Source organism: Streptomyces sp. NTD107 (genome assembly GCF_059510435.1).
This window is the reverse complement of sequence record NZ_JCAJZV010000010.1, coordinates 19,797-36,015: the sequence shown is the minus strand read 5'-3', so window position 1 is coordinate 36,015 and position 16,219 is coordinate 19,797. Positions and strand designations below refer to the sequence as shown.

The window sequence follows — 16,219 nt, the reverse complement described above, 5'->3', positions numbered from 1 at the left end:
CTTGCCAGCACCCACTCGAACAGAATCAAACATAATGAAGCATACCCTTGCAGGGGGCGTCAACCGTGTACCGAGCCGCGGGTGAGTGGGGGAAGGGGTACGAAAGCGGGGCTTGCCCGCGGTGGGCTTGCGGGACGCCCGGAGGAGGGTGGGCCGCCCCGCCGACCGGCACCGCCGACCGGCGGGGCGGCGGGGTCAGGCGGTCGGCGGCAGGAGGTGGCTGCCCGCGCTGATGAGGGTGCGGACCGCCGTCGCCGTGGCCTCGGGGGTCAGGAGGGTGGTGTCCAGCGCGTACGCCTCGTACGAGCCCTCGCCGGAGTCAAGGCCCGAGTCCCGGCCCGAGTCCCGGCCCGAGTCCAGGTCCGCGAACTGCCCGTACATCGCCCGGATCGGGCCCGGATCGGTCAGCGGATGCCCCGTACGGGTGGTGCCCCGCAGCAGCGTCGTCCGCTCGTCCGGGCGCAGCACCACATAGTGCGCGGCCACGCCCGCCCGGTCGGCGGCCTCCCGGAACGGGGCGAGGAACCACGGACCGATGACCCCGTCGACCACCACCTCGTAGCCGCCGCGCGCATAGCCGGCCGCCGCCTCCGCGAGAACCCCGATGACCGTCTCGTTCTGCCGCTGGGCAGCCGGCAGGTGCGGCGGCACGCCCCGGCGGATGAAGGACCAGAAGTCGTCACTGTGCAGCCACACATCCGGCTCCAGCAGCTCCGCGACCGTGCTCTTGCCCGCGCCGGGCGGGCCGCTCAGCAGGATGACGCTCATGCCGGTGGTGGCTGCTCCCGTCCGGGGCGGGGCGGGAGGTGGTTCAGCAATCCCGTGCGGACGGCCAGTGCCGCCGCCTCCAGCCGGGACGCCGTGCCCAGTTTGGTCAGCAGCCGCTGGACATGGGTGCGCGCCGTGCTCGGGGCGACACCCAGGCCCGCCGCTATCAGGCGGGTGTCCTCGCCCTCCACGATCCGCAGCAGCACATCCGTCTCCCGCTCCGTCAGCAGCCCCGCCAGCCGCACGCCCTCCGCGTCCGGGCCGATGCTGGGGCTGAGCAGTTCGGCGAACGCCTCCCGCAGCAGCGCCGGCGCCACCGCCGCCTCACCCGCGCGGACCTTGGCCATGGCGCGCTCGACGCCCTCGATCCGCTCGTCGTGGCGGACGTACCCGCGCGCGCCCGTGGCGAAGGCCACCGCGACCCCGCGCGGGCTGGGCACCGGGCCCAGCACCAGCACACCCACCCGGGGCGCCTCGCGCCGCAGCCGCTGCACCAGGTCCAGCGCCCCCGGCGCCTCGGGCGCTGCCGAGCCGAGCAGGCACACCTCGGGCTGCTTGCCCAGCACCAGATCCGCGGCCCGCCCGGCCGGCGCGCCGGCCCCCAGCACCCGGTGGCCGCGGACCCGCAACGCCGAGGCCAGCGCCTCCGCCACCAGCCGCCGATCGTCGACGACCACAACCCGTACGCTCATCGGTAGACCAGCGCGGCCGGGGTGCCGGGCTCCTCATGGCTGTAGAAGCGCTCGGCCACCGCGACGAACGTGCCGTTGTGCCACCTGAGTACGTTGTTGTCGCCGAAGACATCTCTCATCAGCGTCCGTTCCACGTCCCGTTGCGCGCGGTCCAGCGTCATCAGCGGGGTGGCTTGCTCGGTTTCGGGATCTATGGCGACCACCATGCCCTCAGTCTGCGAGTCCGCGGGCTGATAGGCGAGGACTTGACCGTGCACCACCGCGAACGGCTTGATTTGGCCGCCGCCGACCGGCTTCACGTCGTACAGGGCGGTGCCGCTGCTGAGGTCGAAGGCGACCACCGAGTTCGAGTCGCCGTCCGGCCGGCCGGCCAGGAAGAGGAAGCCGTCGCTGACCATCGCGCCCCGGCAGTCCGCCAGGACGTTGACCGTGCACGGCCGCTGCTGCCGTTCCGGGTCGAAGTCGAGGATGTGCGCGATGTTCTCGTACGCGTCGTCGATCACCCAGATCTGCTGCACCGGGCTCTCGGTCATCTCCCCCACCCGGGCCACGACCACCAGCGGGGCGATCGACAGCACGGCGTCCACGCTGAACGGCTCCCCCTGGTGCTCGGCGCCGAACTCCCACTCCCACAGGTCCTCGCCGGACGGCGCGGTGGCGCGGACGCTGCCGCGGTCGAATCCCAGCATGCCGCCGCAGGTCATGAGCGCGACGAGGGTCTCGTCGATGTTCGCGTAGGACCGCTCGCGGCAGTCGTCGTCGGAGCGGGGCTCCCAGATCTTCTTGGCGTCGGTGACGCTGTAGCCGGAGCCGCCACTGGCGGTGCCGATGGCCACGATGTCGCCGACGATGGCGGGATAGTCCCAGCTGCCCAGGCCCAGACCGCTGTCGGTGGCCTCGTGCGCGATGGTGAACACCTCTTCCCCCGCGGCGATGTCCACCACCGTCAAGAACTCGCACTCCATGCCCTGGAGGACCGCCACCCGGTCCTGGGACGCGGTCACCGACGCCCGGCAGCCGCCGGCCTGGTGCTCCAGCGGTACGGTCCACAACTCGGCGCCGCTCACCAGGTCGTACGCCACCATGCCCGCGGGCATCAGCCGCACCAGATGGTCACCTGAGATCCAGGTGCCGACCGCGTCGACCAGGCCGTCGCCCACCTCGGGGCGGGGCTGCCGCCAGGCCAGCGAGGCGTCGACCGGCTCGGTGGGCAGCGGGTCCTGCTCCCGTGCCCACGCCGGGACGTCGCGCTCGCCGTCCTTGCCCTCGTCGCCGGCGGCGGCACCGCCCCGGTCGCCGAGCAGCCACACCGTGCCACCGCCGATCAGCGCCAGGGCCAGCAGCCCGGCCATGCCCATCAGCGCCAACTGCCAGCGGGGCCGCCGCGCCTTCCTGACCTCGATCACCGGCGGCCGGCTGTACGGGGACGGTGCGGGCAGCGGGGTGCCGGGCGCGGGCGGCGCGCCGGGGACGGTCGCGGGGCCGAACCCGCCGCTCGCCGGCCCGGACGGCAGGGGGGTGGCCGGGCCGAACCCGCCGCCGGGAGGGCCGGCTTGCGGGGGCCCACCGGGGCTGTACGGCGACGGCGACGGTGGTGGCGGTGGCGGTGGCGGTGGCGGTGGCGGCTGAGACATCTACTCCCCCTGGGCGGCTGCACGCCCGTTCTTTCTACCACCGCGCACCGACACCACGGACCGTGGTCCCGCGCCCACCAACCGCTGTCAGGCGCCCTCGGACAGCTCCAGCCAGCGGGTCTCCAGCTCGTCCCGGCGCGCCGCCAGTTCCCGCAGCTGGGTATCAAGACCGGCCACCCGCGTGAAGTCCGTGGCGTGTTCGGCCATTTCCTTGTGCAGCTCGCTCTCCTGGCCGTCGATGCGCTCCAGTTGCCGCTCGATCTTCTGGATCTCCTTCTGCGCGGCCCGGGACACCTGTGCCGGAGCGGGCGCGGGGGAGGCGCCGGCCGGTGCCGCGGCCTGCGGCTGCGCCGCCGCAGCCGTCCGGCGCGCCGAACGGCGCTCCAGGTACTCGTCGATGCCGCGCGGCAGCATCCGCAGCGTCTGATCGCCCAGCAGCGCGAACACCCGGTCGGTGGTGCGCTCCACGAAGTACCGGTCGTGGCTGATCACCACCAGCGATCCGGGCCAGCCGTCCAGCAGGTCCTCCAGCTGGGTGAGCGTCTCGATGTCCAGATCGTTCGTCGGCTCGTCCAGGAACAGCACGTTGGGCTCGTCCATCAGCAGCCGCAGGATCTGGAGCCGGCGCCGCTCACCGCCGGACAGATCGCCGACCGGCGTCCACTGCCGCTCCTTGCTGAAGCCGAACCGCTCGCACAGCTGCGAGGCGGTCATCTCCCGCCCCTTGCCCAGCTCGACCCGGGAGCGTACGGACTCCACGGCCTGGAGCACCCGCCACGACGGGTCCACCTCCCGTACCTCCTGCGAGAGATACGCCAGCCGTACCGTCTTGCCGGTCCTGATCCGGCCGGCCGTCACCAGGGCAGAGCCGCCCCGGTCGCCGTCCGGGTCGGCGGCCGACTCCGCCATCGCGCGCAGCAGGGTGGTCTTGCCGGCGCCGTTGACCCCGACCAGGCCGACCCGGTCGCCCGGGCCGAGCTGCCAGGTGAGATGCCGCAGCAGCTCCCGGCCCGCGCCCTCTTCGCCGCCGACCCGTACGGTCACGTTCTCCAGCTCGAAGACGGTCCGGCCCAGCCGGGCGTTGGCGAACTTCATCAGCTCGGCGGTGTCGCGCGGCGGCGGTACGTCGGCGATCAGGTTGTTGGCCGCCTCGATCCGGAACCGGGGCTTGCTGGTACGGGCCGGGGCGCCGCGCCGCAGCCAGGCCAGCTCCTTGCGCATCAGGTTCTGCCGCTTGGTCTCCTCGGTGGCGGCGATGCGTTCGCGCTCGGCGCGGGCGAACACGTAGTCGCTGTAGCCGCCTTCGTACGCGTGCACCGTGCCGCGCTGCACGTCCCACATGCGGGTGCAGACCTGGTCCAGGAACCAGCGGTCGTGGGTGACGACCACCAGCGCGGAGCGGCGGGCCCGCAGATGGCCGGCCAGCCAGGAGATGCCCTCCACGTCGAGGTGGTTGGTGGGCTCGTCGAGGACGATCAGGTCCTGCTCGGCGATCAGCAGCTTGGCGAGCGCGATCCGGCGGCGCTCGCCGCCCGACAGCGGGCCGATGACGGTGTCCAGGCCCTGCGGGAAACCGGGCAGGCCGAGGCCGCCGAACAGGCCGGTCAGCACATCGCGGACCTTGGCGTCGCCGGCCCAGACGTGGTCGGGCAGGTCGCCGATGACCTCGTGCCGGATGGTGGCGGCCGGGTCCAGGGAGTCGTGCTGGGTGAGCAGGCCGAGCCGCAGCCCGCCCACGTGGGTGACCCGGCCGGCGTCCGGTTCCTCCTGCTTGGCGAGCACCCGGATGAGGGTGGTCTTGCCGTCGCCGTTGCGCCCGACCACGCCGATCCGGTCGCCCTCGCCGACGCCGAGGGACAGGCCGTCCAGGAGCGTACGGGTGCCGTACACCTTGCGGACGGACTCCAGGTTGGCGAGGTTGCGGGGCGAGCGGGCAGAGGGGGTGGACAAGGTCAGACTCCTGAGATGGTGAGAACGCCGGCGCCGGGGGCCGGAGAGGTGGTGGCGCGGGCGGCGCGGCAGGTGCCGGAGCCTTCCAGCACGGTGGCGATACGGGCGGCGGTGGGGGCGTCGGCGGCGAGGAAGGCGCAGGTGGGGCCGGAGCCGGAGACCAGGCCGGCCAGGGCGCCGGCCGCGCTGCCCGCCTCCAGGACGTGTTCCAGGGCGGGGCGCAGGGATACGGCGGCCGGCTGGAGGTCGTTGCTGAGGGCGGCGGCGAGGGCGTGGGCGTCGCCGTCGCGCAGGGCGGCGAGGAGGGCGGGGGACGCCTCGGGGTCGGGGACCGGGGCGGTGCCGCGCAGCCGGTCGCACTCGCGGTAGACCTCGGGGGTGGACAGGCCGCCGTCGGCGAGGGCGAACACCCAGTGGAAGGTGCCGCCGACCGGGAGCGGGGTGAGGAGTTCGCCGCGCCCACGGCCGAGGGCGGCGCCGCCGACGAGGGCGAACGGTACGTCGGAGCCGAGCCGGCCGGCCAGGGTCAGCAGCTCATCGCGGGGGGTACGGGTGCCCCACAGCTCGTCGCAGGCGAGGAGGGCGGCGGCCCCGTCGGCGCTGCCGCCGGCCATGCCGCCGGCCACCGGGATGTCCTTGTCGATGTGGATGTGCACATCGGCCCGCTCGCGGCCGGTGTGCGCGGCGAGCAGTTCGGCGGCGCGGGCGGCGAGGTTCGTCGCGTCGAGGGGGACCAGGGAGCTGCCGGGTCCGGCGCAGGTGATGGAGAGCCGGGGCGCGGGGCGGGCGGTGACGCGGTCCTGGAGGCCGACCGCGAGAAAGACATTGGCGAGATCGTGGTAGCCGTCCGCGCGCGGCGGTCCGACGGCCAGCTGCACATTGACCTTCGCGGGGACACGGATGGTGACGGCCGGTACGGAGGCGGCGGGATGGGACATGCGCTACAGCCTAGGGCTTGCCGGCCGGGCCCCTGATGGCCCCGGGGGAACGGCGTCCGGCGGACGGCCGGCGGCAGCGGGCGGCCTGCGGGCGGTGGGAGGGAGCGACGGTCCGGCGGAGGGCCCGAGCCGTGCGCGGACGGGCCCCGGCGGACGCTCCGGCCGGCGGCCGGGGGGGACGGCCCGCCGGGGCCGATGCCCGCCGGCCGGGATCGCCGGCCGGCCGGAGCACCGGCGGGCGGCCGTCGTCTGCGGCTCGTGGCCCCGGCGTCAGGCGTCAGGCGTCAGCCGTCAGGCGGGGCCGTGTTCGGCGATCCTCGTGAAGTCCTCGACCGACAGCGCCTCGCCCCGGGCGCCCGGGCTCACGTCCGCCGCCCGGCAGGCCGCCTCCGCCGCCGCCGGGGAGCCGGCCCAGCCGGCGAGGGCCGAGCGCAGCGTTTTCCGGCGCTGCGCGAAGGCCGCGTCGATCACGGCGAAGACCTGTTCGCGGGTGGCGGTCGTGCTGGGAGGTTCGCGGCGGGTGAGGGCGACCAGGCCCGAGTCGACGTTCGGGGCCGGCCAGAACACGGTGCGGCCGATCGCCCCGGCCCGGCGGACGTCCGCGTACCAGGCGGCCTTGACGGACGGCACCCCGTACACCTTCGAGCCGGGTGGCGCGGCCAGCCGGTCGGCGACCTCGGACTGCACCATCACCAGGCCGTGCCGGATGCTCGGGAAGAGCGCCAGCATGTGCAGCAGCACCGGGACGGCCACGTTGTAGGGGAGATTGGCGACCAGCGCGGTGGGTGCCGGGCCGGGCAGCGCGGTGACGCGCAGCGCGTCCTGGTGCACCAGCTCGAAGCGGTCGGCGCGGTCCGGGAGCCGGGCGGCGACGGTGGCGGGCAGCGCGCCGGCCAGGGTGTCGTCGATCTCGACCGCCGTGACATGGCCGGCGGTCCGCAGCAGGGCGAGGGTGAGCGATCCGAGGCCGGGGCCGATCTCGACGACCACGTCGTGCTCGCCGACACCGGCCGCGCGCACGATGCGGCGCACCGTGTTGGCGTCGATGACGAAGTTCTGGCCGCGCTGTTTGGTGGGGCGTACGCCGAGCGCCGCCGCGAGTTCGCGGATGTCGGCGGCGCTGAGCAGTTCGGCGCCGTCCAGTGCGTCGGGGGCGTCAGTCATCGCCGAACACCCGCGCCGTGTTGGCCGCGATGTGCGCGGCGAGGTCGTTCTCGGGCATGCCCTTGATCTTTGCCATGGCGCGCAGGGTGACGGGGATGAGGTACGGGGCGTTGGGCCGGCCCCGGTGGGGGGCGGGGGTGAGGAAGGGCGCGTCCGTCTCCACCAGGAGCAGTTCCGGCGGGGCCGCCGCCAGCGCGTCGCGCAGTGGCTGGGCGCTGGCGAAGGTCACGTTTCCGGCGAAGGACATGAAATATCCTTCGGCCGCGCAGATTTCTGCCATCGCCGCGTCCCCCGAGTAGCAGTGGAATACGGTGCGTTCGGGGGCGCCTTCCTCTTTCAGAATGCGTAGCACATCGTCGTGGGCGTCCCGGTCGTGAATGACGAGTGCCTTGTCGTGTTCTTTGGCGATGGCGATATGGCGGCGGAAGGAGTGGTGCTGGGCCGCTTTTCCGTCTTCCCCGGTGCGGAAGTAGTCGAGTCCGGTTTCGCCGATGGCCCGCACCTGCGGCAGTGCGGCCAGGCCGGCGATCTCGTCGAGTGCGGCGGCCAGGCCGTCCCCGAGCCGGGGCGCCTCATTGGGGTGCAGGGCGACGGCGGCCCAGATCCGGTCGGGGTGCTCGGCGGCGGTCTTGGCGGCCCAGTGGGCGCGCTCCACGTCGCAGCCGATCTGCACGACGCGGGTGACTCCGACGGCGGCAGCGGCGGCCAGCGCCTCCTCGACGGTGGTGTCCTGCATGTCGAGGTGCGTGTGGGAGTCGGCGACGGGCACGGCCAGCGGCTCGGGCGGCGGAGGCGGTACGGACTGCTCCGCCTTCGCCTTGGCGGACTTGGGCATGGGGTCGATCCTACGGCGCCGGGCGCCGGGGGCTGTTCCCCGCCCTCAGCCCCAGGCCCGCCGGATGGCCGCCACCCGGCCGGGGCGCATCACCCGCACCCGGTGCCCGTCACAGATGGGACAGGTCGGGTAGGTGAGCGGGGAGCGGACCCGCTTTCCTTCCACGTAATACTCGACAATGGGCCGGCCGTGCGGGTCGCGCAGATGCTCGACGCTGAATTGCTGTTCCCAGCCGTGGCCGCACCGCAGACAGGCGAAGGAGTACGCGGCATGTGTCGTATAGCCTTCCGCGCTGCCTTCTTCGGGCGGCACATTCGGATCTGGATTCAGATTCGGATTCGGCTCGTTCATGGTGTTGGCTCCTTGGAGACCTCCACCCCATTTTAGTCCGCTTTCGCCGCCACCACCGCGTCGAATACGTCCCGCTTGGGCAGCCCGGCTTCCTTGGCCACCTCCGCGATGGCTTCCTTCCGCCGCTGTCCGGCCTCCTCGCGGGCCGCGACCCGGCCGGCCAGCTCGGCGCCGGTCAGCTCGGCGGGCCCGGCGGCCGGGGCGCCCTCGACGACGACGGTGATCTCGCCGCGTACCCCGTCCGCCGCCCAGCGGGCCAGCTCGGCGAGCGGCCCGCGCCGTACCTCCTCGTAGGTCTTGGTCAGCTCCCGGCACACCGCCGCCCGCCGCTCGGGGCCGAACGCCTCGGCCATCGCGGTCAGGGTGGCGGCCAGCCGGTGCGGGGACTCGAAGTAGACGAGGGTGCGCGGCTCGCCCGCCACCTCGCGCAGCCGCGCCGCCCGCTCCCCGGGCTTGCGCGGCGGGAAGCCCTCGAAGCAGAACCGGTCCACCGGCAGCCCGGACAGCGCCAGCGCGGTGAGCACGGCGGACGGCCCCGGGACGGCGGTGACCCGTACCCCGTGCTCCACGGCGGCGGCGACCAGCCGGTAGCCGGGGTCGGACACCGAGGGCATCCCGGCGTCGGTGACCAGCAGCACCCGGGCGCCGCGCACCAGCTCCTTGACCAGCTCGGCGGTACGGACCGTCTCGTTCCCCTCGAAGTACGACACCACCCGCCCGCCGGGCTGCACCCCGAGCGCCTGGGCGAGACGGCGCAGCCGGCGGGTGTCCTCGGCCGCCACGATGTCGGCCGCCGCCAGTTCGGCGCCCAGCCGGGGCGGGGCGTCCGCCGGATCCCCGATCGGGGTGCCCGCCAGCACCAGGGTGCCCAGCTCCCCCTCGTACGCCGTGTACTGCGTCTCCTCCGTCATACGCCCCATCCTCCCAGGCCCGGATGTCAAGATGGCCCGCGTGAGGAGTAGCGAGAGCGGCCCGACGCTGACCGGCACCCCGCCACCACCGCCCCACCCCGACCCGGGTGGCACCGGAGGCTGGGCGCGGCGGCTGCGCGCCTTCGGCTACTCCCCGCCGCCCGGTCCCGGCGGGGTGCGCGAGCGGCTGGTGCCGCCGTACCCCACCCCGGCCGGCCGGCTGTGGCGCTACTTCGGTATCGCGCCGAAGCCGGCCGCCGCGCTGGCCCGCGCCATGGGCTGGATCGGCCCGCTGCTGGTGGCGGCGCTGGCCGGGGCGCTGCGCTTCGCGCGGCTCGGCGAGCCGGACGCGGTGATATTCGACGAGACGTACTACGCGAAGGACGCCTGGTCACTCCTCCAGCACGGCTACGAGACGGTGTGGCCGGAGGACGCCAACCAGCGCATCATCGACGGCGACATCCCGGTCACCGACGCCGCCGCGTACATCGTCCATCCGCCGGTCGGGAAGTGGATGATCGCGCTGGGCGAGTGGGCGTTCGGCATGAACCCCTTCGGCTGGCGCTTCATGGTGGCGCTGCTGGGCACCCTGTCGGTGTTCCTGCTGTGCCGGATCGGCCGCCGGCTGTTCCGCTCCACCACGCTCGGCTGCCTGGCCGGGCTGCTGATGGCGGTGGACGGGCTGCACTTCGTGATGAGCCGCACCGCGCTGGTCGATCTGGTGCTGATGTTCTGGCTGCTGGCGGCGTTCGGGGCGCTGCTGGTGGACCGCGACCGGACCCGCGCCCGGCTGGCCGCCGCGCTGCCCACCGCCGCCGAGCCCGTACTGCGCCCGGACCGGCGCACCGCCGAGCGGCTGGGGCTCGGGCTGCGCCCGTGGCGGCTGACGGCCGGGGTGTGCCTGGGGCTGGCGTGCGCCACCAAGTGGAGCGGGCTGTACGTGCTGGCCGCGTTCGGCATCCTGACCGTGCTGTGGGACGCCGCCGCCCGCCGTACCGCCGGCGCCCCGCACGGCCCGCTCGCCGCGCTGCGCAAGGACGCGCCGCCCGCCTTCCTCTCCCTGGTGCCGGTGTCCCTGGCGGTCTATCTCGCGTCCTGGGCGGGCTGGTTCGCGACCTCCGGCGGCTACTACCGGGACTGGGCGGAGCGGGCCGGGGCCGGGCCGAGCGACTGGGCGTGGGTGCCGGGGCCACTGCGCTCGCTGTGGCACTACACGAGCGAGGTGTACAGCTTCCATGTGGGGCTGACCTCGGCGCACTCCTACGAGTCGCACCCGTTCAGCTGGCTGGTGATGGGCCGCCCGGTGCTGTACTTCTACGAGTCCCGCGACCCGGGCGAGGACGGCTGCGGGCAGAGCGGGGGCTGCGTGCGCGAGGTGCTGGCGCTGGGCACCCCGCTGCTGTGGTGGGCCGCGTGCGCGGCGCTGGGGTACGCGCTGTGGCGCTGGCTGCTGCGCCGCGACTGGCGGGCGGGCGCGGTGCTGTGCGGGGTGGCGGCGGGCTATCTGCCGTGGTTCCTGTACCAGGAGCGGACGATCTTCTCCTTCTACGCCGTGGTGCTGGTGCCGTTCCTGTGCCTGGCGGTCACGCTGCTGATCGGCGCGCTGCTGGGGCCGCCCGGCTGCTCGGAGCGGCGGCGCGCGATCGGGGTGGTCGCGGCGGGGGTGCTGGTGCTGCTCATTGTGTGGAACTTCATCTACTTCTACCCCATTTACTCCGGGCAGGAGATCCCGGTGGACGGCTGGCGCGCGCGGATGTGGCTGGGCACCTGGGTGTGAACACAGCGTGTCAGCGGGTGCTTGTAGGCTGCCGCACGCGGGGTGGATCGAGGGGCAGGGACGGATGCGGAACGGGCAGAAGGTTGCCGTGATCGCCGGGGTTTTCGTGGCGGTGGCGGCGGGCGCCGGGTTCGGTGCCTACAGCATGCTGAACGGCGACGACGCGGACGGCGGGCAGCAGAACACGTCGGCCACCTCGGACGGGAAGCCGGACGTGGACGCGGGCGCGCCGCCGTCGGCCGCGGAGGTGCTTGAGGTGTCCGGGGAGTTCCTGGACGCCTGGGCGGCCGGTGACGCGGCGGGTGCGGCGGCGCTGACGGATGACGCGGCGGCGGCCCAGGAGGCGCTGGGAGCACTGGCCGGGGACGCGTCGGTGACGGAGCTGACGCTGAGCGCGGGCGTCCCGGACGGCGAGTCGGTGCCGTTCAGCGTGGCGGCGAGCATCGGCTACCAGGAGCTGCCGGAGCGCGAGTGGAGCTATGACTCCGAGCTGACGGTGGTGCGGGACGCCGCCTCGGGCGCGGTCCTCGTGGACTGGGAGCCCCAGGTGCTGTATCCGGGTCTCGCGGCGGGGCAGCACATCGAGACGGGGCCGAGCGATGAGCTGCCGCCGGTGACGGTGCTGGACGCGGAGGGCGGTGAGCTGACCGCCGAGGCGCATCCGACGCTGAAGGGCGTGCTGGAGGACATCGCGGAGCGGTTCGCCACGCACTCGGGCGGCAGCCCGGCGATCGTCACCCGGATCGCGGACGGCGAGGGCGGGACGGTCGAGGAGCTGCTGGAGCTGGCGGAGCCGGTGGGCGGCGAGGTGCCGACCACGATCGTGCCGGCGATCCAGGCGGCGGCCGAGGCGGCGGTGGCGGACAAGGACCGGGCCGCGGTGGTGGCGATACAGCCGAGCACCGGCGCCATCCAGGGTCTGGCCAACGCCCCGGCGGACAGCTTCGACATCGCGCTCCAGGGCAGTTACGCGCCCGGCTCCACCTTCAAGATCGTGACGGCCTCGCTGCTGATAGACGAGGGTCTGGCGTCGGCCGGGGCGCAGCATCCGTGTCCGAAGTACTTCGAGTACGGGGGCTGGAAGTTCCAGAACCTCGACGAGTTCGAGATCAAGAACGGTACCTTCGCGGACTCCTTCGCCCGTTCCTGCAACACGGCGTTCATCAGCCAGGCCGGTGAGCTGTCGGACGACGCGCTGGGCAACCAGGCGCGGGACGTGTTCGGGCTCGGGATGACCTGGAGCGTGGGGGTGGCCACGCTGGACGGGGCGGTGCCCACCCAGTCGCAGGCGCAGATGGCGGCCTCGCTGATCGGGCAGGGCGGGGTGCGGATGAACCCGATGACGATGGCGTCGGTGTCGGCGACGGTGAAGTCGGGGGCGTTCCGGCAGCCGTATCTGGTGCCGGTGGAGATCGGCGGCCGGGAGCCGGCCACCGCCGCCGGGCCTTCGGCGGCGACCGCCGAGGAGCTGCGCGCGCTGATGAACCGTACGGCGGTCAACGGCACCGCCGCCGAGGCGATGGCCGGGCTGTCCGGGGACATCGGCGCCAAGACCGGCTCGGCCGAGGTGGACGGGCAGGACAAGCCGAACGCCTGGTTCACCGCGTACCGCAATGATCTGGCGGTGGCCGCCGTGGTGCCGGACTCCGGCCACGGCGGGTCCAACGCCGGGCCGGTGGTGGCCCAGGTGCTGCGCGCCGCGCCGTGAGCCGCAACGACAGAACGGGAACGGAACCATGCGGGACATCGTGGTCTTCGGCGGCAGTGCCCATCCGGAGCTGGCAAAGGAGGTGTGCGCCCAGCTGGGGGTGGAGCTGAGCCCGGTGCGGGTGGACCGGTTCGCCAACGACTGCCTCCAGGTGCAGTTGCAGGCGAACTGCCGGGAGCGGGATGTGTATCTGATCCAGCCGCTGGTGCGGCCGGTGCAGGAGAATCTGGTCGAGCTGCTGTTGATGCTGGACGCGGCCAGGGGCGCCTCGGCGGCCCGTACCACGGTGGTGATGCCGCATTACGCGTACGCCCGGTCGGACAAGAAGGACGCGCCGCGGATCTCCATCGGCGGGCGGCTGATCGCCGATCTGCTGGTGGCGGCCGGGGCGGGGCGGGTGCTGGCGATGACGCTGCACTCGCCGCAGGTGCACGGCTTCTTCAGCGTTCCGGTGGACCATCTGCACGCGCTGCGCGAGCTGGCGGCGCACTTCAGGGGCCAGGATCTGTCCAACGCGGTGGTGGTCTCGCCCGATCTGGGCAACGCCAAGGAGGCGGCGGCGTTCGCGCGGCTGCTGGGGGTGCCGGTGGCGGCGGGTGCCAAGCAGCGGTTCAGCGACGACCGGGTGTCCATCAGCGCGGTGATCGGCGACGTGGCGGGGCGGGATGTGATCGTTCTGGACGATGAGATCGCCAAGGGTTCCACGGTGCTTGAGCTGCTGGAGCGGCTGCGCGAGCTGAAGGTGAACTCGGTGCGGGTCGCCTGCACGCACGGGCTGTTCTCGGCCGGGGCGCTGGAGCGGCTGAGTGGTCAGCCGGAGGTGGTGGAGATCGTGTGCACCAACACGGTGCCGGTGCCGGACGCGGGGCGCACCGGGAAGCTGACGGTGCTGTCGATCGCGCCGGCGCTGGCGGAGGCGATGCGCCGGATCCACAACGGGGAGTCGGTCAGCGCCCTGTTCGACAGCTGAGGACGCCGCCGGGCGGAACGGCCGGAGCCCGGCGCCCGTACCCCGCGAGGGGTTCGGGTGCCGGGCTCCGGCCGGTTCACGGTCCCGGGCGGTCGGCGGTCAGCTGACGCCGGCCGGCTCGGGCTCCCTGGTGGTGACGTCCTGGCGGCCCTTGCCGTTGGACTCCAGGTACTTCTCCAGCGTCTCGCCCTCGACGTCGACGTTGGGCAGGACACGGTCCAGCCACTTGGGCATCCACCAGGCGCGCTCGCCCAGCAGGCCCATGACGGCCGGCACGATCGTCATGCGGACCACGAAGGCGTCCAGCAGGATCGCCATCGCGAGGCCGAAGCCCATCATCATGACCATCGACTCGCCCATCGTCATGAAGCCGGCGAAGACCGAGATCATGATGACGGCCGCCGCGGTGACCACCCGGGCGTTCAGGTTGAAGCCGGTGATGATCGACTGCTGCGGGGACTCGCCGTGGACGTGGGCCTCGCGCATCCGGGTCACCAGGAACACCTCGTAGTCCATGGCGAGACCGAACACCACACCGATCATGAAGATCGGCATCATGCTCATGATCGGCTGCGGTTCGGCGCCGAACGCGCCGAGCCAGCCCCACTGGTAGACCGCGACCACGGCGCCGAGCGCGGCGAGCACCGAGAGCAGGAAGCCCAGGGCGGCCTTGAGCGGCACCAGCACGGAGCGGAACACCAGCATCAGCAGGACGAAGGCGAGGCCGACGACCAGCGCCAGATAGGGGACCAGCGCGTCGCTGAGCTTCTGGGAGAAGTCGCTCTGGGCGGCGGTCTGGCCGGAGACCAGGATGTTCAGGCCGGTCTCGGCCTTCAGCTGCGGGGCGAGGTCGCTGCGGATCTGGGAGACCAGGTCGGTGGTCTCGGCGCTGGAGGGACCGCTGCCCGGGAAGACCGTCATCATCGCGACGTTGCCGGTCTCGTTGGGGAACGCGGGGGCGGTGGCCACCACGTCGTCCAGTCCGCCGATGGCCTCGGCGACGCGGTCGGCCGAGGCCATCACGTCACCGCCGTCGGGGGCTTCGAGGACGATCATCAGCGGGCCGTTGAAGCCGGGGCCGAAGCCGTCCGAGAGCATGTCGTACGCCTGGCGCTGGGTGGTGTCCGTGGCCGCCGTGCCGTTGTCGGGCAGGCCGAGTTCCAGGCTGGCGACCGGGGCGGCCAGCAGTCCGAGGCCGGCCACGGAGGCGATCAGCACCAGCTTGGGGCGGCGCAGGACACCCTTGGCCCAGCGGGAGCCGAAGTTCTCCTGGCCGTTGCGGCTGAGGGTGGTGGGCACGCCGGTCTCGGGGTTCTGGTTGCGGAGCTTCTTGCCGAAGATCCGCTTGCCGATGATGCCGAGCGCGGCGGGCACCAGGGTGAGGGCGACGAGGACGGCGACGACCACGGTGGCGGCGGCGGCCAGGCCCATCTTGGTGAGGATCGGGATGCCGACGACGGCCAGCCCGGACAGCGCGATGACCACGGTGAGGCCGGCGAAGACGACGGCCGATCCGGCGGTGCCGGCGGCGCGGCCCGCGGCCTCCTCGCGGCTGTGCCCGGCCATCAGCTCGGCGCGGTAGCGGGAGGCGATGAACAGGGCGTAGTCGATGCCGACCGCCAGGCCGATCATGGTGGCGAGGATGCCGGTCATCTCGGTCAGGCCGAGGGTGGCGGACAGCGCGGCGATGCCGGAGACGCCGATGCCGAGGCCGATGAGCGCGGTGACCAGCGGCAGTCCGGCGGCGACCAGCGAGCCGAAGGTGATGACGAGTACGAAGGCGGCGACGATGATGCCGATGATCTCGCCGCTGCCCATGTCCATGTCGGCGGTGACGAGCTCGCCGCTGGACTCGACGGTCAGACCCGCCTGGGTGCCGGTCTCGACGGCGGCGGCGAACTCGTCGCGCATCTCGTCGCTGACATCGGCCCACGAGCCCTCGTAGGTGACGTCGACGTAGCCGACGGTCTCGTCGGGGCTGAGCTGGCCGCCCTCGTACGGGTCGGTGACGGATATGACCTTGTCGGCGGTGGCCAGCTGGTCGATGACGGCGTGGACGGCGTTCTCGTTGGCGGCGTCGGTGAGGGTCTGGCCCTCGGGGGCCTGGAAGACCACCTTGGTGCTGAGCGCCTCGGCGTTGGCCTGGGGGAATTCCTCGGCCAGCAGGTCGAACGCCTGCTGCGACTCGGTCCCGGGCAGCGAGAACTCTTCCTCTGCGGGGTCTCCGGCGGTGGCCGACGCGGCGCCGATGGCGACCAGGACCGCCAGCCACACCGACACCACCAGCCACCGGCGCCGGAAACTCAGGCGGCCGAGCTTGTATAGAAACGTAGCCACTGGGCAGGTTCTCCTGTCCGGGTATCAGGGTTGAGCAGGGATGAGGGGGAAGCAAAAGTGTCAGTTCATGCCACGAGACGCCCGACCCGGCGGGCAGGATGAGAGAAATAGCCATAATGTGGCCTAGATCACATGAACTGATCCTTCACGAGTTGCCCTGGGGCATGCTGCGCCGAAGCATGGA

General features: G+C 73.0%; 13 protein-coding genes. 3 read left to right on the top strand and 10 right to left on the bottom strand.

Annotated elements, in window-relative coordinates:
- Positions 1 to 195: 195 nt before the first annotated feature.
- From AC5WRL_RS20050 to rsmI, 9 genes are all read right to left on the bottom strand, one after another.
- On the bottom strand, positions 196 to 768 hold the full coding sequence (locus AC5WRL_RS20050) for an AAA family ATPase (protein ID WP_496089996.1): 573 nt from the start codon (positions 766 to 768) through the stop codon (positions 196 to 198).
- Positions 765 to 1,460 (bottom strand): response regulator transcription factor, encoded by a 696-nt coding sequence (locus AC5WRL_RS20045; protein ID WP_496089995.1) that lies wholly within the window; start codon positions 1,458 to 1,460, stop codon positions 765 to 767. Before AC5WRL_RS20045 ends, AC5WRL_RS20050 begins: the two co-directional genes overlap by 4 nt.
- The gene (locus AC5WRL_RS20040; RefSeq protein WP_496089994.1) at positions 1,457 to 2,866 is read right to left on the bottom strand and encodes an outer membrane protein assembly factor BamB family protein; all 1,410 of its coding nucleotides are present in this window, start codon (positions 2,864 to 2,866) and stop codon (positions 1,457 to 1,459) included. The genes AC5WRL_RS20045 and AC5WRL_RS20040 overlap by 4 nt, the downstream gene beginning before the upstream one ends.
- Positions 2,867 to 3,181: 315 nt before the next feature.
- Positions 3,182 to 5,044, bottom strand: coding sequence for an ABC-F family ATP-binding cassette domain-containing protein (locus AC5WRL_RS20035; RefSeq protein ID WP_496089993.1), 1,863 nt, complete (start codon positions 5,042 to 5,044; stop codon positions 3,182 to 3,184).
- Positions 5,045 to 5,046: 2 nt separating this feature from the next.
- Positions 5,047 to 5,982: a 4-(cytidine 5'-diphospho)-2-C-methyl-D-erythritol kinase gene (locus AC5WRL_RS20030; RefSeq protein WP_496089992.1), complete on the bottom strand. Its 936-nt coding sequence runs from the start codon at positions 5,980 to 5,982 to the stop codon at positions 5,047 to 5,049.
- Between the two features lie 291 nt (positions 5,983 to 6,273).
- Entirely contained in the window at positions 6,274 to 7,146 is an 873-nt protein-coding gene (gene rsmA / locus AC5WRL_RS20025; protein WP_496089991.1) for a 16S rRNA (adenine(1518)-N(6)/adenine(1519)-N(6))-dimethyltransferase RsmA, read from the bottom strand.
- Positions 7,139 to 7,981, bottom strand: coding sequence for a TatD family hydrolase (locus AC5WRL_RS20020; protein ID WP_496089990.1), 843 nt, complete (start codon positions 7,979 to 7,981; stop codon positions 7,139 to 7,141). Before AC5WRL_RS20020 ends, rsmA begins: the two co-directional genes overlap by 8 nt.
- A 45-nt stretch (positions 7,982 to 8,026) precedes the next feature.
- Positions 8,027 to 8,332, bottom strand: coding sequence for a hypothetical protein (locus AC5WRL_RS20015; protein ID WP_496089989.1), 306 nt, complete (start codon positions 8,330 to 8,332; stop codon positions 8,027 to 8,029).
- 32 nt (positions 8,333 to 8,364) lie between these two features.
- Positions 8,365 to 9,243 carry a 16S rRNA (cytidine(1402)-2'-O)-methyltransferase gene (rsmI, locus tag AC5WRL_RS20010; RefSeq protein ID WP_496089988.1) on the bottom strand — a complete coding sequence of 293 codons (879 nt, stop codon included), beginning with the start codon at positions 9,241 to 9,243 and terminating at the stop codon, positions 8,365 to 8,367.
- Between the two features lie 31 nt (positions 9,244 to 9,274).
- Between rsmI and AC5WRL_RS20005 the strand changes: the two genes are divergently transcribed.
- The 3 genes from AC5WRL_RS20005 (at position 9,275) to AC5WRL_RS19995 (ending at position 13,698) form a co-directional block, all read left to right on the top strand.
- A complete protein-coding gene (locus tag AC5WRL_RS20005) occupies positions 9,275 to 11,020 on the top strand; it encodes a dolichyl-phosphate-mannose--protein mannosyltransferase (protein ID WP_496089987.1) in 1,746 nt (581 codons plus the stop codon).
- Positions 11,021 to 11,084: 64 nt separating this feature from the next.
- Positions 11,085 to 12,728: a penicillin-binding transpeptidase domain-containing protein gene (locus tag AC5WRL_RS20000; protein ID WP_496089986.1), complete on the top strand. Its 1,644-nt coding sequence runs from the start codon at positions 11,085 to 11,087 to the stop codon at positions 12,726 to 12,728.
- 28 nt (positions 12,729 to 12,756) lie between these two features.
- Positions 12,757 to 13,698 carry a ribose-phosphate diphosphokinase gene (locus AC5WRL_RS19995; protein WP_496089985.1) on the top strand — a complete coding sequence of 314 codons (942 nt, stop codon included), beginning with the start codon at positions 12,757 to 12,759 and terminating at the stop codon, positions 13,696 to 13,698.
- A 99-nt stretch (positions 13,699 to 13,797) separates the two neighbouring features.
- Here AC5WRL_RS19995 and AC5WRL_RS19990 read toward each other — a convergent pair whose 3' ends face one another.
- On the bottom strand, positions 13,798 to 16,035 hold the full coding sequence (locus tag AC5WRL_RS19990; RefSeq protein WP_496089984.1) for an MMPL family transporter: 2,238 nt from the start codon (positions 16,033 to 16,035) through the stop codon (positions 13,798 to 13,800).
- Positions 16,036 to 16,219 lie beyond the last annotated feature (184 nt).